Annotated in this window: 14 protein-coding genes; 12 read left to right on the forward strand and 2 right to left on the reverse strand. The window is 47.3% G+C overall.

The features are described 5' to 3' along the window. The first annotated feature begins 36 nt into the window (after nt 1–36). Nucleotides 37–2,034: a hypothetical protein gene (locus tag IEX98_RS00970; RefSeq protein WP_188887080.1), complete on the forward strand. Its 1,998-nt coding sequence runs from the start codon at nt 37–39 to the stop codon at nt 2,032–2,034. A 38-nt stretch (nt 2,035–2,072) separates the two neighbouring features. Here the strand turns inward: IEX98_RS00970 and IEX98_RS00975 are convergent, their stop codons facing one another. Both IEX98_RS00975 and IEX98_RS00980 read right to left on the reverse strand, forming a co-directional pair. Beyond that, nucleotides 2,073–3,080, reverse strand: a complete 1,008-nt coding sequence (locus tag IEX98_RS00975; protein WP_188887081.1) for an ABC transporter substrate-binding protein — start codon at nt 3,078–3,080, stop codon at nt 2,073–2,075. A gap of 109 nt (nt 3,081–3,189) precedes the next feature. After that, complete coding sequence (locus IEX98_RS00980) at nt 3,190–4,773, reverse strand: AraC family transcriptional regulator (protein WP_188887082.1); 1,584 nt, start codon at nt 4,771–4,773, stop codon at nt 3,190–3,192. 129 nt (nt 4,774–4,902) lie between these two features. On the opposite strand from IEX98_RS00980, the gene IEX98_RS00985 reads away from it, so the two are divergent. From IEX98_RS00985 to IEX98_RS01035, 11 genes are all read left to right on the forward strand, one after another. Continuing rightward, nucleotides 4,903–5,061, forward strand: a complete 159-nt coding sequence (locus IEX98_RS00985; RefSeq protein ID WP_188887083.1) for a hypothetical protein — start codon at nt 4,903–4,905, stop codon at nt 5,059–5,061. A gap of 265 nt (nt 5,062–5,326) precedes the next feature. Then, a complete protein-coding gene (locus IEX98_RS00990) occupies nt 5,327–6,601 on the forward strand; it encodes an ABC transporter substrate-binding protein (RefSeq protein ID WP_188887084.1) in 1,275 nt (424 codons plus the stop codon). A 64-nt stretch (nt 6,602–6,665) separates the two neighbouring features. Next, entirely contained in the window at nt 6,666–7,550 is an 885-nt protein-coding gene (locus tag IEX98_RS00995) for a carbohydrate ABC transporter permease (RefSeq protein WP_188887085.1), read from the forward strand. A 21-nt stretch (nt 7,551–7,571) separates the two neighbouring features. After that, nucleotides 7,572–8,399 carry a carbohydrate ABC transporter permease gene (locus tag IEX98_RS01000; RefSeq protein ID WP_188887086.1) on the forward strand — a complete coding sequence of 276 codons (828 nt, stop codon included), beginning with the start codon at nt 7,572–7,574 and terminating at the stop codon, nt 8,397–8,399. A 26-nt stretch (nt 8,400–8,425) separates the two neighbouring features. Further along, nucleotides 8,426–9,454, forward strand: a complete 1,029-nt coding sequence (locus tag IEX98_RS01005; RefSeq protein WP_229691920.1) for a LacI family DNA-binding transcriptional regulator — start codon at nt 8,426–8,428, stop codon at nt 9,452–9,454. Nucleotides 9,455–9,479: 25 nt separating this feature from the next. Then, nucleotides 9,480–10,451 (forward strand): carbohydrate kinase family protein, encoded by a 972-nt coding sequence (locus IEX98_RS01010; protein ID WP_188887087.1) that lies wholly within the window; start codon nt 9,480–9,482, stop codon nt 10,449–10,451. Continuing rightward, nucleotides 10,430–11,710, forward strand: coding sequence for a glycoside hydrolase family 125 protein (locus IEX98_RS01015; protein ID WP_188887088.1), 1,281 nt, complete (start codon nt 10,430–10,432; stop codon nt 11,708–11,710). The genes IEX98_RS01010 and IEX98_RS01015 overlap by 22 nt, the downstream gene beginning before the upstream one ends. A 34-nt stretch (nt 11,711–11,744) precedes the next feature. Then, a complete protein-coding gene (locus IEX98_RS01020; protein WP_188887089.1) occupies nt 11,745–14,780 on the forward strand; it encodes a glycoside hydrolase family 2 TIM barrel-domain containing protein in 3,036 nt (1,011 codons plus the stop codon). 65 nt (nt 14,781–14,845) lie between these two features. Then, complete coding sequence (locus IEX98_RS01025; protein ID WP_188887090.1) at nt 14,846–15,781, forward strand: aldo/keto reductase; 936 nt, start codon at nt 14,846–14,848, stop codon at nt 15,779–15,781. A gap of 2 nt (nt 15,782–15,783) precedes the next feature. Next, nucleotides 15,784–16,539 carry a sugar phosphate isomerase/epimerase family protein gene (locus IEX98_RS01030; protein WP_229691921.1) on the forward strand — a complete coding sequence of 252 codons (756 nt, stop codon included), beginning with the start codon at nt 15,784–15,786 and terminating at the stop codon, nt 16,537–16,539. Between the two features lie 31 nt (nt 16,540–16,570). Next, nucleotides 16,571–19,702: an alpha-mannosidase gene (locus IEX98_RS01035; RefSeq protein ID WP_188887091.1), complete on the forward strand. Its 3,132-nt coding sequence runs from the start codon at nt 16,571–16,573 to the stop codon at nt 19,700–19,702. Nucleotides 19,703–19,751 lie beyond the last annotated feature (49 nt).

The following is a 19,751-nucleotide window of genomic DNA, read 5'->3' on the forward strand; positions in this document are numbered from 1 at the left end:
GGTATACATTTTTCTAGATGAGAGGCAGATTGAGCGATGAGCGAGAATCGGATTAAGTATATGGAAAGCCGGTTTTTCGTCGGCCGTGAAAGAGAGAAAAGCCTGTTCATTGATTTTTTATCGCAGGAATATCCATATGATAAGATCCTCAACATTTACGGTACAGGCGGCATCGGCAAAAGCTTTCTGCTTGACGAATACCGAAGATTAGCCGAATCGCGCCATGTCCCATTCCTGCTTATAGACAGCAATGATTTCCTACATACTCCACAAGGGCTATGCGAAAAATTGAACACACTGCTTCAGGCGTCCCCTGCTGGCGAGATCACACAGCATCCAGTCGAAGATTGCCTGAAAAAGCTGAATAAGATGGCAGACGTTACTCGTATCATCGTAGCGATCGATACTTATGAAGAACTCGGCGAGCTCGATTGGTGGCTGAGAGAAAGCTTTATTCCTCATTCCGGGGACAATATCTTATTTATAATTTCAGGGCGCCATGCGCTACAAGGAAGCTGGCTTGCTTCGCCGGTATGGCGCAGCCTGGTAAAGCCCGTGCCGGTTGACCCGTTTGACACAGCAGCCTGTACAAGCTATGCGGAGAGGTTCGGTATTGTGGACGAAGCGATATTGCGCCGGCTATATGCGTTTACGCTGGGTCATCCGTTAACCTTGTCACTTACAGTTGGTCTGTCGTTAGAAGAGCTATTCGCGGAGAAAAATGACGATCAGCGGGAGGACTTGTTTCGGGAATTAACGTACCGGTGGTTGCGTGAGGTTCCAGACGAATCTCTTAGCGAATTGGTAGAGGCTGCATCGCTCGTCCGGAATTTCGATCAGGAGCTGCTAGAGGCGATGATTGGCGAGTCCGTTACCGGAGCGAGTTTCCGCAGGCTGACCGATCTCTCATTCATCCGGCCCGGCAAGGGCGGCTATCGTATTCATGCACTGCTGAGAACGACCCTCTCCGAAGAAATTCGCGCCCGTACACCTAAGCGTTTCAAGCAGCTTCGGCATCGCAGCATTGCCTACTATCATCGGGAAATCGTCACACCGTCCTCAGAAGGGAATATGACGGATACGATAGCAAATTTGATCTTCGGACTCGAGGATTCTGTCCTTCTCTCGACCTTCTTAGAGGATACGCCGCAAGGAGAATACGAATATGAGACGGTTCATGCAGATAATCTTCACCTAGCCGAGCAGCATATTCAAGACGTTATGCAAGCAGAAGCGGATTACGAACGAAGCTATTTCAATCCCCAAACCGGGCAACAGCATCAAATGGACATTCCCGCTCAGCATGACCGAATCGCATTCGGCAACCTTGAGCCGGTCAAGTTGATAACGTTCGGTCCGGATACGGTCAGAATGATCAAGAACCACGAAGGGGCAACGATCGGACTGGCGATTTTCATTCCGATTCACCGTGACTCTTTGTCATATTTGCAGGTACAACCCGTTTCCAGACATTTTTTTAACACGCTAGACCCCGAGCAGTTGGAAGAGTACCGTACTTCCCCTGATCAGCCTGCGGGAAGATTCATCTACCATGTCGATCTAAGAAAAGATGATAGCATAGCGGCTCGCGCCGCTTTGATGCGCCTCCTAATTTCTCTCCTGTTGAAACCAGGGATGTTGGCATTCTCGAGCCCGCTGCCTTATCACCAAGAAATCACTAGACGGATGGGCTTCAATCAAGTGGAGGGAGCTACCCATTATGATTTCGGCGAGCATATTCCTTCTCCCACCTTCATGCTGGACATTCGCGGAGAGAGGCACAGGGCATATTTCGACCGATGGGTCCAGAACGCAGGTTTATCTCTGGCACCGAAATTACCGGATCATCTATTCGGCTTCACGGCCAAAGAGCGTGAGGTGGCTATGCTGGTATTGTCTATCGATTCCATTGCCGAAATTGCGAATAAGCTAAACGTTACGCAAGCCGCAATCAAGAAGCATCTCGGCCGAATCTATAAGAAAGCCGGCGTTGCGAGGAAAAGCCAATTGCTAAAGAAGCTGATGGAGCTCTAGCTCCACCAGCTTCTTTAATTTGTTTTATTCGATTTGCATCATTTTTGTTGTTTCTGGGAAAGCCATGCCGCAAGCTCCTCTGTCTGCGAAAGAACTGCGATGGGGTCATAGTACCAGGAGCGCTCTTCCTTCCACACATACAGACGGTCATTTTTGACAGCATCTAATGTATTCCAGAGCGGATCTTTTTTGTAATCTTCAAGCGTCCGTGAGTTTGAAGTCAGAATGATATAATCGCCAGCATATTGCGCCATCATTTCTTTGGATAGCTCCACATATTGCTTTTCCATAATTTCAGCTGCGACGTTTGAAGGCGGTTTGCGTCCAAGCGCCTGGTAAACAGGCTGACCGCCCCGGCCAAAATTATCTCCATACACATAGACGGCTTTTTCGACATCTTCAAAGATCGTAAAGGTAGCCTCAGGCGGAATCGCTTGATCGACTTGTTCTTTCGCTTTAGCCAGTCTTTCCTCATAGGCTGTCAGCCAAGCTTCAGCCTCTTGTTCCCGGCCAAGCAGCTTGCCGAAGTAGGTCAATTCTTCTCGGGCGTTCTTCAGCTCGCCGTAAGGAACAGAAATAGTAGGAGCTGCTTTGGACAGATTGTCATATTTGGCTGGATCATTTTCCGCTGTGATGATCAGATCCGGCTGCAACGCAAGAATCTTTTCCAGAGAAACGTTGCCATAGTCGCCGATATCTTCAACACCTTTAAGCGCTTCGGCAAAATAGAGATTTTTCAAATGCAGGCCAGGCGTACCAACAGGCGTAACCCCTAGTGCAATTAAAGAACCCAGATAGTCATCGGTTACGATGCGCATCGGCTTGACAGGGATTTCAATGTCGCCATTCTTTGTGGATACGATTTTGGTCGTTGATGCTGTCGTTCCATCGGATGGTTCCGGTGAATCTGTTGTCGCTGCAGCGGCTGGCGGAACGTTGCTATTACCGGCTGCCTTTGAATTATTGTTCCCGCAAGCGGCTAGAAGCAGCACGAGCAAGAGTAATGCCAGCCCTAAGCAGGAAAAATTCCATTTGTTTTGTTTCATGTGCTTAATTCCCCTCAATCTCTAATAATGATAATCATCCTCACTTGAATACTTTAAGCTTGTATGCATCCTATCGCCATGTCACAAAATGATATGGCAGGATGGCATTTTATGATGTGAAGCTGGCCATTAATAGTTTCAGTTGTGCAAGGGTGGATTGCGGGTCAAATCCATAGAAGAGATCGGCATACTTCAGAATCACAACACGCTGCTGCTTAACGGCCTCCAACGCAAGCCAGTCGGGTGAATCAAATAGTCGTGCTGTCTGCGGAGAATGGGGCAGATCCAAGAGAATGATATAATCTGCGGGATAATTGCAGATCTCATCCAAAGGCACCTCAATATAACCGGTTGTACCTATTCCTTCTTGGATTAAGAGGTCAGGGATCTGAAAGCCAAGATCATCATACAAGACATGACCGCCGCGGCCGTAACGATTGCCAAACGCATAGGCTGCATTCTCTTGTAATTCCCATATAATAAGGCTTCCGCGGCCGCCGAGCTCTCTATCCAGCTGAATATTGGCAAGCTTAACTTGCTGGTTATACTGCTCAAGCAGATGCTCTGCCTGCTGCTGCTTCCCGGCGATTTCCGCGATTTGACGAAACTGTTCACGCCAATCCAGTCTCATAAAGGGTATGGCGACTACAGGCGCAATGCTTTTCAGTGTCATGTCCTCGGACAACTTCTCGAAGCCAATGACGACATCCGGCATCAGCGTCTGTATCTGTTCATAACTGCCGTAGCTCCCATCCCACCTAAGCTCTTGTCCCTGATCATTTGGTGCACTTGAATATTGCGTTTGCACAAATGCAGAATAGGCACCCAGAACCGGCTGGGTTTGTAAGGTAAGCAGCATCGCGGTATAGTTGTAGTTTGTTGATAAAATGCGTTTTGGCTTGCGTAGGAATGTAGTGGGGGAGATCCCTACTACTTGCTTAAATTTGCGGCTTAAGTAATAGCCGTCTTTGTAACCAACCTTCTGAGCTAGATCATGCAAGTTACTTGGATTTCCAGTTAACAGTTGTTGCTGTACATCCCTAATGCGCAGCGTGTTCATATAAGTGCTAAAGGTGCTGCCAATCTGCTTATGAAAAGTCCGGGAGAAATGCTCGGGGCTAATGCTTCCCAGCGCGGCAAGCTGCTCTCGTGTAAGCTCTTCGCGATAATGCAAATGGATATGGCTTAGCACGCTATGCAGCCAATCATTTCCTTGGTATTGGGCTTCTTCTAATTCAAGCTGGAGCTGTTCAATCAGTTCAAGAAATAACCGCTGAGCCCGAAATGGATGCTCAGACCTTGACTGCCACGCGGTATATAACTCCAGAGCCAGCATAGCTGCACGATAAGAGCAAGATAGAGGCAGCCTGCTGCTTGGCAGCGGCCTTGGAGCAGAATGAGTTAGCGTCGTACAATTGTATGCAATGAGGAATGCCCGTTGAGCTTGATCTTCTATTAATTGCAGGCTGGAGCCTTTATCGCATAACAACACCGAACGGCCTTGTAGAGACTGCTCAAATCCATTTATAACAAGTCGTATGCTGCCATCCATAATGACCAGCAAAAAAGGATAGTCACGAGTAATTACATGACCATTATTAGGAAGGGCGTCCAGCAAGCTATGAATTTCAACAGGGAAATAATACGTATAGTCAGGCATCCCAGCTAGCTGTAAGCTGTTTTTATTGTTCATGAGGATACCTCTTTCACTCGAATTTATTGATAATTATTCTCAATTAGAATTATAGTCGATGCTTGATCTATATTCAAGATGAAACGAGGAATGTCAGTGATGAAGTAACCATGATGAGAGGAGACTGCGATGCAAGTGAGCTTGGGTGATTCTCAAGACCAAAAGATGATTAAGAAAAAGGCACTTGTCAAAGTAAATGAGGGCGTATATAATGATCACAAGATGAAAGCGGTTTATATGTTAGCGGTTACAGCGAATATGGAACCGATACCAGATATCCTGCAATGAGGGATACAAGCGAAGCTTCATCATAGGAAGATAATTTCTGGTCGCAATATGGAATCGATACCACATTAAGTGCATTCTCATTTATGGTATCGATACCATATCAATGATGTCAAATATGGTATCGGTTCCAGTTGATGAATGGACGTAAGATTGAATGACTAAGGGAGGTGATGCAAAAGATAAATGAAGGAACGCCAGGCAAATAAAGGACCGATTAATCAATGAGGTAAGCAATCAATCGTTTACTAATAGGGGGAATATATCGATGAAAATCAAAACATACTCCAGTATTTTATTGGCACTCTGCCTTGCACTAGTCGTTTCCGCTTGTTCTTCAAACCCTTCTAAAACAGATAATGAAAATAAAAGTGAAAATCAAAAAGTTACGCTTAAGTTATGGTATTGGAACGGTGCAATTTCTGATGCATCGCTGCAAGCGGCAAAAGAAAAGTTTCCAAATATCAACTTGGAAGCGGAAAAACTGCCATCCGGTGATGATTATCTTACTAAGTTAAGAACGACACTTGCCGGTGGAGGCTCGGGTCCAGACATTGTAGCGATGGACAGCTGGATCTCCTCCATGCTGGAGTACAAGAATCAATTTGTGAACCTGTATGACCAAGGCGCTCACGATATTGAATCCCAGTACTTGGATTGGAAATGGAAGCTGGGTGCAGATCAAGAGAACCAATACTTAATCGGGCTGCCGATTGACGTAGCGCCGGTCGTGCTTTTCTACCGTACAGATTTGTTTAAGCAAGCAGGTGTACCAAGCACACCGCAGGAAATTCACGAGCAAGTGAAGAGCTGGGAAGATTACTTTGAACTGCTGAAGAAAGTAAAAGATAAAACCGGCAGCCAAACGGGAAATATCGCTGATATCTTCAGATCGATTGTTGGTCAAAGCCCAGAAAACTTCTTTGATAAAGACGGGAAATATATCGGTGATCAAGGGGATGTAAAACGCGCTTGGGATCTTTCAGTTAAAGCTTTTCAAGACGGACTGACCTTCCCGTTCACGAGCGATACAGAGAAAAACGCAGCGATTAATGCAAGCAAAATTAACTCTTTTAACGGCGCTTCTTGGAGCGTTGGGGATTTGGTCAGCGCTGCTCCGGATACAACGGGCAAATGGGGAATTGCTTATCCGCCAGGCGGAGTTGGCAATCAAGGGGGCTCCTTCTTGGGCGCATTGAAACATACGAAGCATCCAAAAGAAGCTTACGAAGTGATCAAGTTTCTGGTAAGCCCTGACAACTTGGTTCAAGCGTATAAAGAATTCGGCAACTATCCTTCGACACCGGAGATTTACAGCCTGCCGGAAATGGAAAGTAAAAATGAGTTCTTTGGCGGACAAAACCTGAACGAAGTATTTAGTGAAGCGGCTAAGGATGTACAGATTGCGCCTAGCAATTCACAAGACATCATGGTTTTGAACACGATTATTGAAGGCTTGACCAAAGTAGACACCATGAAAAAGGATGCTAACAAAGCATGGGAAGAAGCTCAAACTAAAGTTAAACGTCAGCTTTCACGTTAGTCGCTAGAATGCAGGGAAAGCATCACAGCTTTCCCTGTACATCCTACTTAGTGGAGGAATAAACATGGGAGGACTCTTAAAGGAGATTTATAAAAGCAGAACGTTATATCTGTTTATTTCTCCGTTTTACATCTTGTTTTTATGTTTTTCCGTATTCCCGATTTTCTTTTCCATCTACTTAGCTGCCCATAGCTGGGACGGAATCGGGGAAATGAAATATGTTGGTTTAGACAATTTCGTTTATCTGTTTAATGACCCGGTATTTTGGAAGGCTCTTCAGAACAATATCATTTTGTGGCTGCTCAGTAACGGTCCGATGCTGGTCATTTCATTAGCCATTGCCTTTATTATTAATTTACAGCTTGTTAAGTTTAAAAGCTTTTTTCGGATCGCTTTCTTCTTGCCCAATATTACGGCGATGGTAGCAGTCGTTATCATTTTTCAATCGTTTTTTGGCAATGAATTTGGTCTGATGAACTATTTGCTGACAGAGCTTGGGTTGAACAAAATTGCTTGGTTTAACTCTGAGCTAGGCGTACAGACTGTAATTGCTTTAATGATTGGCTGGCGCTATATGGGTTATAACGCCATTATTTATTTGTCTGGCCTGCAAAAAATCCCGAAGGATTATTATGAGGCAGCCGAATTGGATGGCGCAACCTTGTTTCAGCAATTTACGAAAATTACGCTTCCCGTCCTTAGACCTATCATTTTGTTTACGATTATGATGTCGACGATCGGCGGATTTCAAATCTTTACGGAGCCGCAAGTATTGGCCGGTCCGCAATCGCCATATCCGGGCTCTGATACCGTTGTTTTGTACTTGTTCCGCGAAGGCTTTAAATATCAGCATTTCGGTTATGCCGCATCCGTGTCGTGGATTTTATTCATCATTATTGGTCTCTTCTCGTTTATTAACTGGAAGTTCTTTAACAAGTCGGAGGATTAGTGAAAAAGAGGTGAACCGCATATGAATGTTGAAATTTTATCGAAGAAAGTATTTTTTCACGCACTATTACTAGTTGGTGTTATTATTTCTGTGTTTCCGTTTTATTGGCTTGTAGTCATGTCTACGAACGAGACCAGTGCAATGTTCGCCTTTCCTCCCAAACTGACCTTCGGCAGTTATTTTTGGAATAACTATGACAATGTCATGCAAAACATGAATTTTTACAGAGCATTTTTGAATACCGTATTTATTGCAGTTGTTAGCACGACCCTACAATTGTTTTTCAACTCGCTTACGGGCTTTACTTTCGCTAAATTCAAATTTCCTGGTTCAAAGATTCTGTTTTATATTATGATTGGTACGATGATTCTTCCGAGTCAAATGCTGTTAGTGCCTCAATTTATTATTATGAGAAATTTGGGCTGGCTTGGAAGCTATGTAGCATTGATTATCCCGAGCATTGCAACCGCTTTTGGTATATTTTGGATTAGACAATACGCATTGGCTATCTACGATGACTTGCTTGAGGCTGCTAGAATTGACGGATGTAATAAGTTTGGCCAATATTGGCATGTAGCTTTGCCGGTATTGCGTCCAGCACTAGCCTTCTTGGCCATTACGACTTTCGTAGGTGTGTGGGAGGATTATTTATGGCCTCTAATCGTATTGACTGATTCATCCAAATTTACAATGGTGCTGGCTCTTCAGCAGTTGAAGGCTGCTCATACATCAGATTATTCAATGGTAATGACAGGAACGATGCTTGCTACCATTCCATTGATTGTATTTTTCCTAATTGTAAGCCGTCAGTTCATTGCAGGAATTATGGAGGGGGCGGTAAAAAGCTAAAACGTTATTCGGAAGGTAGGATGATAATGATGGCACCGAAAATTAAAGATGTAGCTAAACGTGCGGGTGTTTCTGTAACGACTGTTTCCAGAGTTTTGAACGGTGAAAAGTATGTGAAGGATGACCTGAAGGAGAGAGTCAGAAAGGTAATTGATGAGCTTGGCTATTCACCTAGTCACATTGCTCGCAGTTTAGTTCGTAACAAAACCAATCTAATCGGGGTTATCGTACCGGATATAACGTCAAGCTTTTATTCTTCGATTCTTAGCAGCATCGAACGATCCACGAGCTTAAATGATTATAACCTTGTCGTATGTAACATTATGGAGGATGAAGACAAGGAATATAAGTATTTGCAGGTATTCAAAGAAATGCGCGTGGAAGGCATTATTATTATGCACGAGAAGTTGAATGACGAGACGCGAGAGCTGATTGGCAAGCTCGGAGTTCCGATTATTTTTTCCAGCGTAAAGCCCGTTGAACAGCCTTTTATCTCTGTCATTATCAATGATTTTCATGCCGCTTATGATGCAGCCTGTCATTTGATTGGTCTTGGGCATAAGCGAATTGCTTTTATAGGCGGTGATATGCGGGACGTGACCTCGGGTCAGAATCGTTATGCCGGTTATATTCAAGCTCTTAAGGATCATGACATTGAGGTTATTAAGGAATATATTCATTTCGGGGATTATAAAACGCCTAGCGGCTACGAGATTATGAAGCAGCTGCTTGCCTGTGAAGAGCGGCCTACCGCAGTGTTCGCCGTCAGCGATGATATGGCGCTTGGAGCGATGAACTGCATTCATGATCACGGTCTAAAGGTGCCTGATGATATGTCTGTGATGGGTTTTGACGGCAGCCAATGGACAGAATTGGTTCGTCCGCGTTTGACTTCGATGGGGCAGCCGATTCAGGAAATGGGTAAAGAAACGGTTAATGTGCTATTGAAGCTAATCTCAGGCGAGCAGAACGTCGCCAAACATGACGTTATTTTCGAGCATAAGCTGGTCGTGCGTGAAAGCTGCAGACCATATGAGGAGCAATCGCAGACATAAATGTGGACTGGAAGAGGGAGACAGAATGGTTAAAAATTTCGATGCTGTAGTTATTGGCGATGCCAATGTCGATCTGGCGGTTGTAGGAGCGAGTGAAATACCTCTGCCAGGTCAGGAGGTTTATGTGGATGATGTCATGCTGAACGTTGGAGGAGGGGCAGCTATATTTTCCCTCGGACTTGCCAAGCTTGGTCTGCGCGTGGCGTTTAACGGTGTGCTGGGAGATGACTTCTATGGACGTTATGTCCGGGATCATTTCTCCAATTATGGTATCGATACCAGAATGGTAAAAACGAGTGAAATTAATCAAACGGGCATTTCAATCGCCTTTAATCCGGATAAGGACCGCTCCTTTATCAGCTACGCCGGTACGACTACAGAGCTGCGTATGCATGAGCTGGATTATGAGCAAATTGCACAAGGCAGGCATGCTCATATTACGGGATATAAAGGGAAAAGCAATCATGAGACTTATATAAAAATGGCCAAGGAATTGAAAGCAAGAGGGATGACGATATCCTGCGATGTTGGCTGGGATGATACGGGAGAATGGTATAAAGGGATCTTTGAATTTATGACGTATACAGATATTTTCTTAATGAATGAAACCGAGGCCTTTCATTATACAGGTCTTGAGGATATAAATGAAAGCTTGCGCTACATGTCGCAATATTGCGGCAATGTTGCGATTAAGCTGGGAGAGCAAGGCTCAGCAGCCATTAAAGACGGCGTTATTACGCATCAAGCAGCGTTTCGTGTGAAGTCTATCGATACGACCGGTGCAGGGGATTGCTTTAATGCCGGCTATTTAATGGGCTTCTTGACCGGACAGGATGTAAGCAGCAGTCTGATCCTCGGAAATGCCTGCGGCGCGAAGTCGGTGTCTGCGTTTGGCGGAAGCACAGGCTTGATAGACAAAGCAGATTTACTGCAATTTATTGCACAGCAGCAAGCGGATGAAGGAGCGGATCACGCATGCAACTCCCAAGCTCAGTAATAGCGCTGTTAGAAGAAGCGAACGAGAAGCTGGCCCATGAGCCAAAGCTGCTTGAGCTGTTTAGAAACTGTTATCCAAATACACTGGAAACGACGACTAGTGAATTGCAGGATGGCACGACATTCGTCATTACAGGAGATATTCCTGCCATGTGGCTCCGCGATTCGGTGGCACAGGTCCGGCATTACTTGCCGCTTGCCGCAGAAGATAAAGAGCTTCAGGGAATTATTGAAGGCTTAGTCGAAAGGCAAATCCGATACATTCATATCGATCCTTATGCCAATGCCTTTAATGTTGAGCCAAACAGCAATCGCTATGATGAGGATTTAACGGAGCTGACGCCTTGGATCTGGGAACGCAAATACGAGATAGACTCGCTATGTTATCCGATACAGCTTGCTTATCTATATTGGAAGGCGACAGGACGCAAGGAAGTATTTACGGATCAATTTCGTGAAGCAGCCGGAATCATCATGAAGCTTTGGAAGGTCGAACAGCGTCACTTCGAACAATCTCCCTACCGGTTCGCCCGTGAAAACTGCCCGCCTAGCGATACGCTGCGCAATAACCGCATGGGGATGCCGGTTAATTATACCGGAATGACCTGGTCCGCTTTCCGTCCAAGCGATGATGCTTGCACCTTTGGCTACTTGATTCCATCCAATATGTTTGCAGTTGTTGTGCTTCGTTATATTGAGGAAATTGCCAATGATGTGTGGAAGGACGAAGCTTTGGCTGCGCTTGCCGAGGAGCTGCGCGAGGAAATTGATTTCGGTATACAAAATTACGGAACAGTGCTTCATCCGAAATACGGGCGTATCTACGCTTATGAGACAGACGGTTTCGGCAACTATAATCTCATGGACGATGCGAATGTACCTAGCCTGCTGTCGATCCCTTATCTTGGTTATACGGATGCTAATGATCCGATCTATAGAAACACACGCCAGTTTTTGCTCAGCACGGATAATCCGTATTATTATATCGGCGAATATGCGCGAGGAATCGGAAGCCCGCATACGCCAAAAGGCTTCATATGGCATATTAGCCTTGCTATGCAGGCGCTCACCTCCGAGGATGATGCGGAAATGAAGGAACTGCTGGAGACCTTCAAGCGGACAGATGCCGATACCGGTTATATGCACGAAGGCTTCCATCCTGATGATCCTGCGCGCTACACCAGACCATGGTTTGCATGGGCAAACAGCTTGTTTGCAGAATTGATTCACAAGCTGATGCTGAAAGGATATTTTAACTAGCTGATCTTCTGTACCTGAAAGGAGCGCGTAACGGATGCTGAACATAAAACGTTATTGGGAAGACTTAAGCGTCATGCAAATTAATCGTGAGGCGGCCAGAGCTCATTATATTCCTTACGGCGATAAGGAAGGTGCAAGCTCTGGCAAGCGCGGTTATTCGCCCTATTATCAGCTGTTGAACGGGATATGGAAATTCCGATATTACAGCAGCATTGCCGATGTACCGGCTGACTTCTATGAAGCGCATACCGATGCAGAGCAATGGGATGATTTGATTGTTCCTTCCTGTTGGCAGATGCAGGGCTATGACCAGCGTCATTACACCAATTTGAACTATCCGTTTAACGTGGATCCGCCATTTGTTCCGACAGACAATCCGGCGGGAACCTATGTACGAGAATTTAATATAGCCGACGAGTGGGAAGCAAAAGAGAAGTACATCGTATTCGAGGGCGTAAACTCCTGCTTTTATTTGTGGGTAAACGGGGAGTTTGTCGGATATAGCCAAGGAAGCCGCGTACCTGCAGAATTTAATATCTCGTCCCAGCTTCGACCGGGAAAAAACCGGATGGCCGTTCTGGTCTTGAAATGGTGCGACGGCTCTTACCTGGAAGACCAGGATGCATGGCGTTATACGGGGATTTTCCGCGATGTTTATCTGCTTGCTCGCGATACGGTTCATATGAAGGATGTTTTTAACCGTCAAGCCTTCGATGAAGGGTTCGCCAGAGCGGTTCTGACCACAGAGATTGAGACGACAGGCTCAACGACGGTGGCTGGCGAGCTCGAGGATGCTGACGGACATGTCATTGCCTCTGCCCAAGCAGTCATTGACGGTAAGGGAGCTCTTACCTTTGAAGTCCAGCAGCCGAAGCTGTGGAATGCTGAGCAGCCTTATTTGTACCGGCTCTACCTGATGAGCGGCGAAGAGGTATTGAAATTCCCGGTCGGTTTCCGTCAGATCAAGGTGGCGGACGGACAGTTTCTAGTAAACGGCCAATCGATCAAGCTAAAGGGCGTGAACCGTCATGATTCACATCCGGAGCTTGGTCAGACGATCCCGGTTAAACATATGATTCAGGATCTGGTGCTGATGAAGCAGCACAATGTGAATACCATTCGTACAGCGCATTATCCGAATGATTCCCGTTTTATGGAGTTATGCGACGAATACGGCTTTTATGTGATCGATGAAGCGGATCTGGAGACACATGGTATGGGAATTGCCGGTCCCGATTGGAACCAACAGAGCGTTCACCGCTTGTCGGCTAACCCGGAGTGGCGCGAAGCCTACTTGGACCGCATCGTACGGGTTGTGGAGCGGGACAAAAACCATCCTTGCGTCGTGATGTGGTCGCTGGGAAATGAGTCCGGCTATGGCGTCAATCATATCGCTATGGCGGAATGGACGAGAGAGCGTGACCGCTCGATCCCGATTCATTATGAAGGCGCTGCTCCTATTAATGAAGGATTGACGGACACCGCTTGTCTGGATGTTGAGAGCCGCATGTACACCTCTGTTCCAGACATCGTGGCTTATGCGACGGATGACAAGAATACAAAGCCTTTATTTATGTGCGAGTACAGTCACGCCATGGGACAAGGGCCAGGAGATCTTCGCGAGTATTGGGATGCCTTCTATAATCATCCGAAGCTGATCGGCGGATGCGTGTGGGAATGGTCCGACCATGGCATCTTGCAGCATGCAGAAGACGGCAAGCCTTATTATGCTTACGGCGGTGATTTCGGCGACAGCCCTAACGACAAGCATTTTTGCATCGATGGACTTGTATCCTCTGATCGCAAGCCGCATACCGGCTTACTGGAGTTAAAGTATGTGATGGCGCCAGTTGTCGTGAAAGCGATCGATCTTCAAACAGGTATTCTGGAACTGGAAAACCGTTATGACTTTGTTGATTTGTCTCACTTGGATATCTATTGGAAAGTGGAGTCGTCTGCGCAAATTATGCAGCAAGGCCGTTTGTCTGCACCTAACATCGCACCTCATCACTCCGATAAGGTAACGATTCCATATCAGCTGAACCAAGCGGATACGGAAGTGAATTTGCTTACGCTATCCTTCAAGCTTAAACAGGAGACAAAGTGGGCAGATAGCGGTTATGAGCTTGCTTTTGCTCAATTTGAGCTTCCTGTGGAGCAGACTGCGCCGAAGAAAGCTGTGTTCCGTCCGAAGCATCCGCTGCATGCGGCCGAACAGGGACAACTATTGCAAGTGGAGGGCTTCGATTTCCGTTATGTATTCAATCTTGCATCCGGTATGCTGCAGTCGATAGAGCGTAATGGCGTTGTGATGCTGTCAGCTCCGGCGCAATACAAGATATGGCGAGCCCCGATAGATAATGATGCGCAAATCAAGGAAAAGTGGCAAGATGCCGGGTATGACCGGGCTGTTATGAAAACTTATCATACGCATTGGAATCAGGAGACTGACGGTTCTATTCACATGGAGAGTTCCTTCTCGATGGGAGCGGTTGGCAAGTTTGTTCTTCTGCATGGAGAAGCGGTATGGAAGATTGCCGCAACCGGTGAGATTGCGATTAAGACCGACATCAAGGTTGCCGAGGACCATCCTTTCCTTCCGCGCTTTGGTCTTCAGCTCATACTGCCGCAAGGAATGGAGCAGATCGAGTATGAGGGGCTAGGCCCGGATGAGAGCTATATCGATAAGCGTCAATATGTACGGCAGGGCCGGTTTCATACGACGGTAAATGACATGTTCGAAAATTATGTTATGCCGCAAGAAAACGGTTCACGTTATGGAACGAAGTGGGCGATTGCAGCGAATCATCAAGGCATGGGATTACGATTTGCGGCTACTGAGCCGTTTTCATTTAATGCTTCCCATTTCATGCCTGAGGATTTGACTGCAGCTATGCATACTTATGAGCTGAAGGCGCGCAAAGAAACGATCGTTCATTTGGATTACAAAATGAGCGGAGCAGGATCGAATTCTTGCGGTCCTGAGCTGCTGCCCGAATATCAATTGAATGATCAAGCCTTTGCATTCGAGCTGACCATTCGTCCGATTTTCAGCGAGGATGAAGAATAAATTACGGCTTTGCGTTTGGCAATTGGTAATTGGCGATTGGCGAGACATCAAAGGAGGAGTTCATAATGAAGCAATTGCATATTCCAGGTGTAGACAAGCCTCTCTCCCGATTAGTAATGGGCACAGGCGATTTAAGAGTGCTCGAGGAGCCGCAGCGCCAGATGCTGTCTGCTTATATTGAAGCGGGCGGCAACGTATTTGATACCGCGCATCAATATCGCGGAAGAGAGCAGGTGCTTGGACAATGGCTTGCCGAAAATCATTTGCGGGAAAAGGTCGTGATTTTGTCTAAGGGCGCCCATCATGATGATGGAAGCCCAGGCGCACGTGTTAACCCTGAAGCCATCCGCAAAGATTTGACGGAAAGCCTGGAGCGGCTAGGCACTTCTTATGTTGATTTGTATGCCCTCCACCGTGACGATCCGGCAGCGCCAGTCGGCCCGGTGATCGAGGAGCTCAACGAGCATTTGGCAGCGGGACGTATTCGCGTCATTGGCGCATCGAACTGGAGCCATCATCGTGTTCAGGAAGCCAATGACTATGCCGCTGCCCACGGATTGACGGGCTTTACGTTTAACAGTCCAAACCTGAGTCTGGCAAAGCCTAATGAGCCACGCTGGGAGGGCTGCGTATCCGCAGATCTGAGCACTTGCCAGTGGCATGCCGGCAATCAATTGCCGCTGCTGTCCTGGTCGGCGCAAGCAGGAGGCTTCTTCTCCGGCCACTTTACGCCAGAGAATCAATCTGATGAAGAAATGGTTCGTGTTTATTACAGCGACAATAACTGGGAACGATATAAGCGTTCTGTACAAATTGCCGAAGCGAAAGGGGTAACGCCGATTCAGGTTGCCTTGTCTTATGTATTGAATCAGCCGTTCCCTACTTGTGCGATTATCGGTCCTCGTAATCAAGAAGAGCTGCAGTCTTCAATTGAGGCTATGAACTTGGAATTAACGCCTCAAGAGGTAGAGTGGCTTGATTTGATCAGGGAGGAGATCTAAGTATGAAGATCAGACATCAATTAGCGGCGCAGCTGTCTACCGTTCGCAAGGAGCTGAAGCAGGACTTTGAAGGGGTATTGCGCGAGCTGCATAAAATGGGCTGGACTGCCGTTCAAATCGACGGCTTGCACGGAAATCCGGCTAAGGATATAGCTGCTATTATGAACGAGCTAGGTCTAAAAACAGCAGGCATGCACGTTGGCCTTGAACGAATGAGCAATGATTTGGATGCTGTGCTCGAGGAAGGCCGCCTGTTTCAGACCAAGGACTTTATTTGCCACTCGCTTCCGGACGGTTTGCAAACGCCAGAAGGCTATGCAAGTGTGCGCAAGGATTTATTAAGCGTAGCGGAAAAGGTAAAAGGGACTGGCTTCCGTCCGGGTTATCACAATCATGATTTTGAATTTCATACGAAGCTTGAAGGGAAATATGCGCTTGAATATTTGCTGGATGACCCGGCTATTTATCCGGAAATCGATACGTATTGGGTCCGGAAGGCCGGTCTTGATCCTTTAACCTTCATTAGCAATTATGCAGGGCGGATGCCGATTCTGCATTTGAAAGATATGACGAGCGACGGAAAAGAGTATTTTGCTGAAATTGGAACGGGACTCATCGATTTTATACCGATCTTGCGCTGGGGACTGGAGAATGGCGTCGAATGGTTTGCGGTAGAGCAGGACTATTGCCCGGGCAGCCCGCTCGACAGTCTGGCGCTTAGTCTGGAGAATCTGCTGAAGCTTGAGGAACAGCTGTAAGCAAAAGGCCATTAAAGGAGGGCGAGAGCCAATGTTATTTACAGAGAAAAAGTTGGGTGCAAGGCTTGAAGAGCTAAGCAAGACTCGTTATAGAGACGTAATCAAGCTGAAAAGCTTCTGGGCTACAGAGGACGAAGCAGGTGCGATTGGCGGAAGACCGCCAGCTGCCGCTTCTTCCTCCAAGCTTAGGACCGGGGAGAGCTGGGTTGGCCGGGACCGTTATTTGTGGCTGACTGCTAACGCAGACATCCCTGCGGCTTGGGCGGGAAAAGCGATAATGGGCCGTTTTGATTTCGGCGAGACGGGCGGAGGAAATAACAGCGGCTTTGAGTCGTTGTTGTATTGGAATGGACAACCGTATCAAGGCGTGGATTCCAACCATCAAGAAGTTTTTCTTCCCGAGAATGCGGCAGGAACAACAGGGAAGATGGATATTCGCCTATGGTCCGGTCTCGAAGGCGGCGGAGTGCCTTGTGATCAGAAGCATACGATTAATACAGCCGAGCTTTGCTGGCTGGATGAAAAAATCGACGATTTGTATTACACAGGACGCGCAGTGCTGGAAACGATTGAAGTACTAGATGCTAACAGCCATGACCGTATGCGTCTGCTCAAGGCGCTTGACCGTGCGTTCCTGCTTATCGATTGGGCAGTGCCCGGCTCCGATGCTTACTGCGAGTCCGTATATGCGGCCCGCGAGCAGCTTCATGCAGAGCTGAATGAAATCGAGAACAACCATCCCGTTAACGTTACGGCAATCGGACATACGCATATTGACGTAGCTTGGCTATGGCGTCTGAAGCATACACGGGAGAAATGCGCGCGCTCCTTCTCGACGGTATTGCGCTTAATGGAACGTTTCCCGGACTATGTATTTTTGCAAACGCAGCCTCAGCTGTACGCTTATATTAAAGAGGATTATCCGGAGCTGTACGCGCAAATTCAAGAACGGGTTCGTGAGGGCCGCTGGGAGATCGGCGGAGGCATGTGGCTGGAGGCGGACTGCAATTTGACCTCTGGCGAATCGCTCGTCCGTCAATTCCTGTTCGGCACACGGTTTATGCGCGATGAGTTTGGTGTAGAGAGCACTTATTTGTGGCTGCCTGACGTATTTGGCTATAGCTGGGCGCTTCCGCAAATTTTGCGCAAATCCGGCTTTGATGCGTTTATGACGACTAAGATCAGCTGGAATCAAATTAACCGCATGCCGCATGATACGTTCAAATGGCGGGGCATTGACGGCTCCGAAATCGTTACGCATTTTATTACAACGCCAGATGACTGGGAAGAGGCCAATTCTTTCTTCTATACGTATAACGGATTGATTTCTCCGCAGACGGTAAAAGGAACCTGGGATGCTTATCAAGATAAAGAAGTTAACCAGGAATTGCTGCTGTCCTACGGCTACGGTGACGGCGGAGGCGGGGTTAATCGCGAGATGCTGGAAATGCGCCGGCGGCTGGAGGATATGCCAGGGCTGCCAACTGTGAAGACGGGCAGAGCGGACGATTACTTTAAGCGCTTGGTGAAAACTGTGGAAGAAACCGATCGTTATGTTCATGTATGGGATGGCGAGCTCTACTTGGAGTATCACCGCGGAACGTACACCAGCCAAGCGTACAATAAAAAAATGAACCGCAAGCTGGAGCTTCTGTATCGTGAAACCGAGTGGCTGCATGCTCTTTCGGCAACAGCACGTCAGGACTGGAGCAGCTACCCGCAGGAAGACATTAATCGCGGCTGGGTCATCATTCTTCGCAATCAGTTCCACGATATTATTCCGGGCACCTCCATTGCCGAGGTTTATGAGGATAGCCGTCTTGAGTATGCAGAGGCGCAGCAGCTAGCCGATCAAGCTTGGTCTAATGCGGCAAGCGCGCTGGGCGCAGCGAAAGCAGATGAAGGGCAAATGACGGTAATGAACAGCTCGCCTTGGGTGCGAGAAGATCTTATCGCTATTGACGGCGATGCCGACGGCGCCTGGTATGATGCAAAAGGGCAAGAACTAGAAGCTCAATATCAGAATGGACGCTGGCTCGTTAAAGCGCCATCGGTGCCTTCGCTTGGAATGGCGGGCATTCGGTTCCAAGTTGTAGAGGACTCTGGAGCAAAAGCAGAGTCGCCATTCCGCTTGGAAGGCCGTCAGCTAGTGACGCCGCATTACGAATTGGAGTGGAATGAGAACGGCCAGCTTGTTCGTATATTCGACCTTGATCACAACCGCACGGTATTGGCAGAAAAAGCGCGCGGCAACGTGCTTCAAGTATTTGAAGATAAGCCGCTTCATTTCGATGCATGGGATGTAGATATTTTTTATCAGGAAAAAATGCGTGAAATAACGGATCTGATCTCTGCTGAGCTGGTAGAGAACGGGCCGCTGTCTGCAACGGTCGTCTTTAAATGGCGTTACGCCAAGTCGTTGATTACGCAATATATGACGGTCTATACGGATAGCCGAAGAATTGACTTTAAGACCGAAATCAATTGGCAGGAACATCAGCAGCTGCTGAAGGTGGCTTTCCCTGTGGATGTTCGTTCAACGGAAGCGACCTACGACATTCAATACGGCAACGTGAAACGTCCGACTCACTGGAATACAAGCTGGGATTGGGCGCGATTTGAAACAGTAGGCCACCAATGGGCGGATCTGTCGGAACGCGGCTATGGGGTCAGCCTGCTGAATGATTGCAAATACGGCTATGACATTAAGGATAACGTCATTCGTTTGTCGCTGATTAAATCCGCGATCCATCCGGATCCAAATGCTGATATTGGCATGCATTCGTTCACCTATTCCTTGTTCCCGCATAGCGGCGACTGGTATACAGGCGGAACCGTGCAAGAAGCATGGGCGTTAAACAATCCGCTGACAATCAGTAAAGCCGAGTATGCGCAAACGCCAGTGTCCTTGTTTACGCTGTCTGCTTCAAACGTCATGGTGGATGCGGTTAAAAAGGCTGAGGATAGCGATACGCTGCTTTTGCGTGTACATGAATTTGCCGGTGTAAGAACGCAGGTGGAGCTTGGCAGTGATTATGGAATTTCGTCCATGCAGGAATGCGATCTGATGGAGAAGGAGCTGGTGGACGGTTTGCTGTCTGCCCCTGTATTTGAGCTTAAGCCTTATGAGATCAAAACGTTCCTAGTCAAATTGAAAGGCTAACTGCACGCAAATAAGCAATAGGGAAAAAACGGATGCCGATTAACTTGGC

The organism is Paenibacillus radicis (ex Gao et al. 2016) (assembly GCF_014641555.1).
Classification (GTDB): domain Bacteria; phylum Bacillota; class Bacilli; order Paenibacillales; family Paenibacillaceae; genus Pristimantibacillus; species Pristimantibacillus radicis.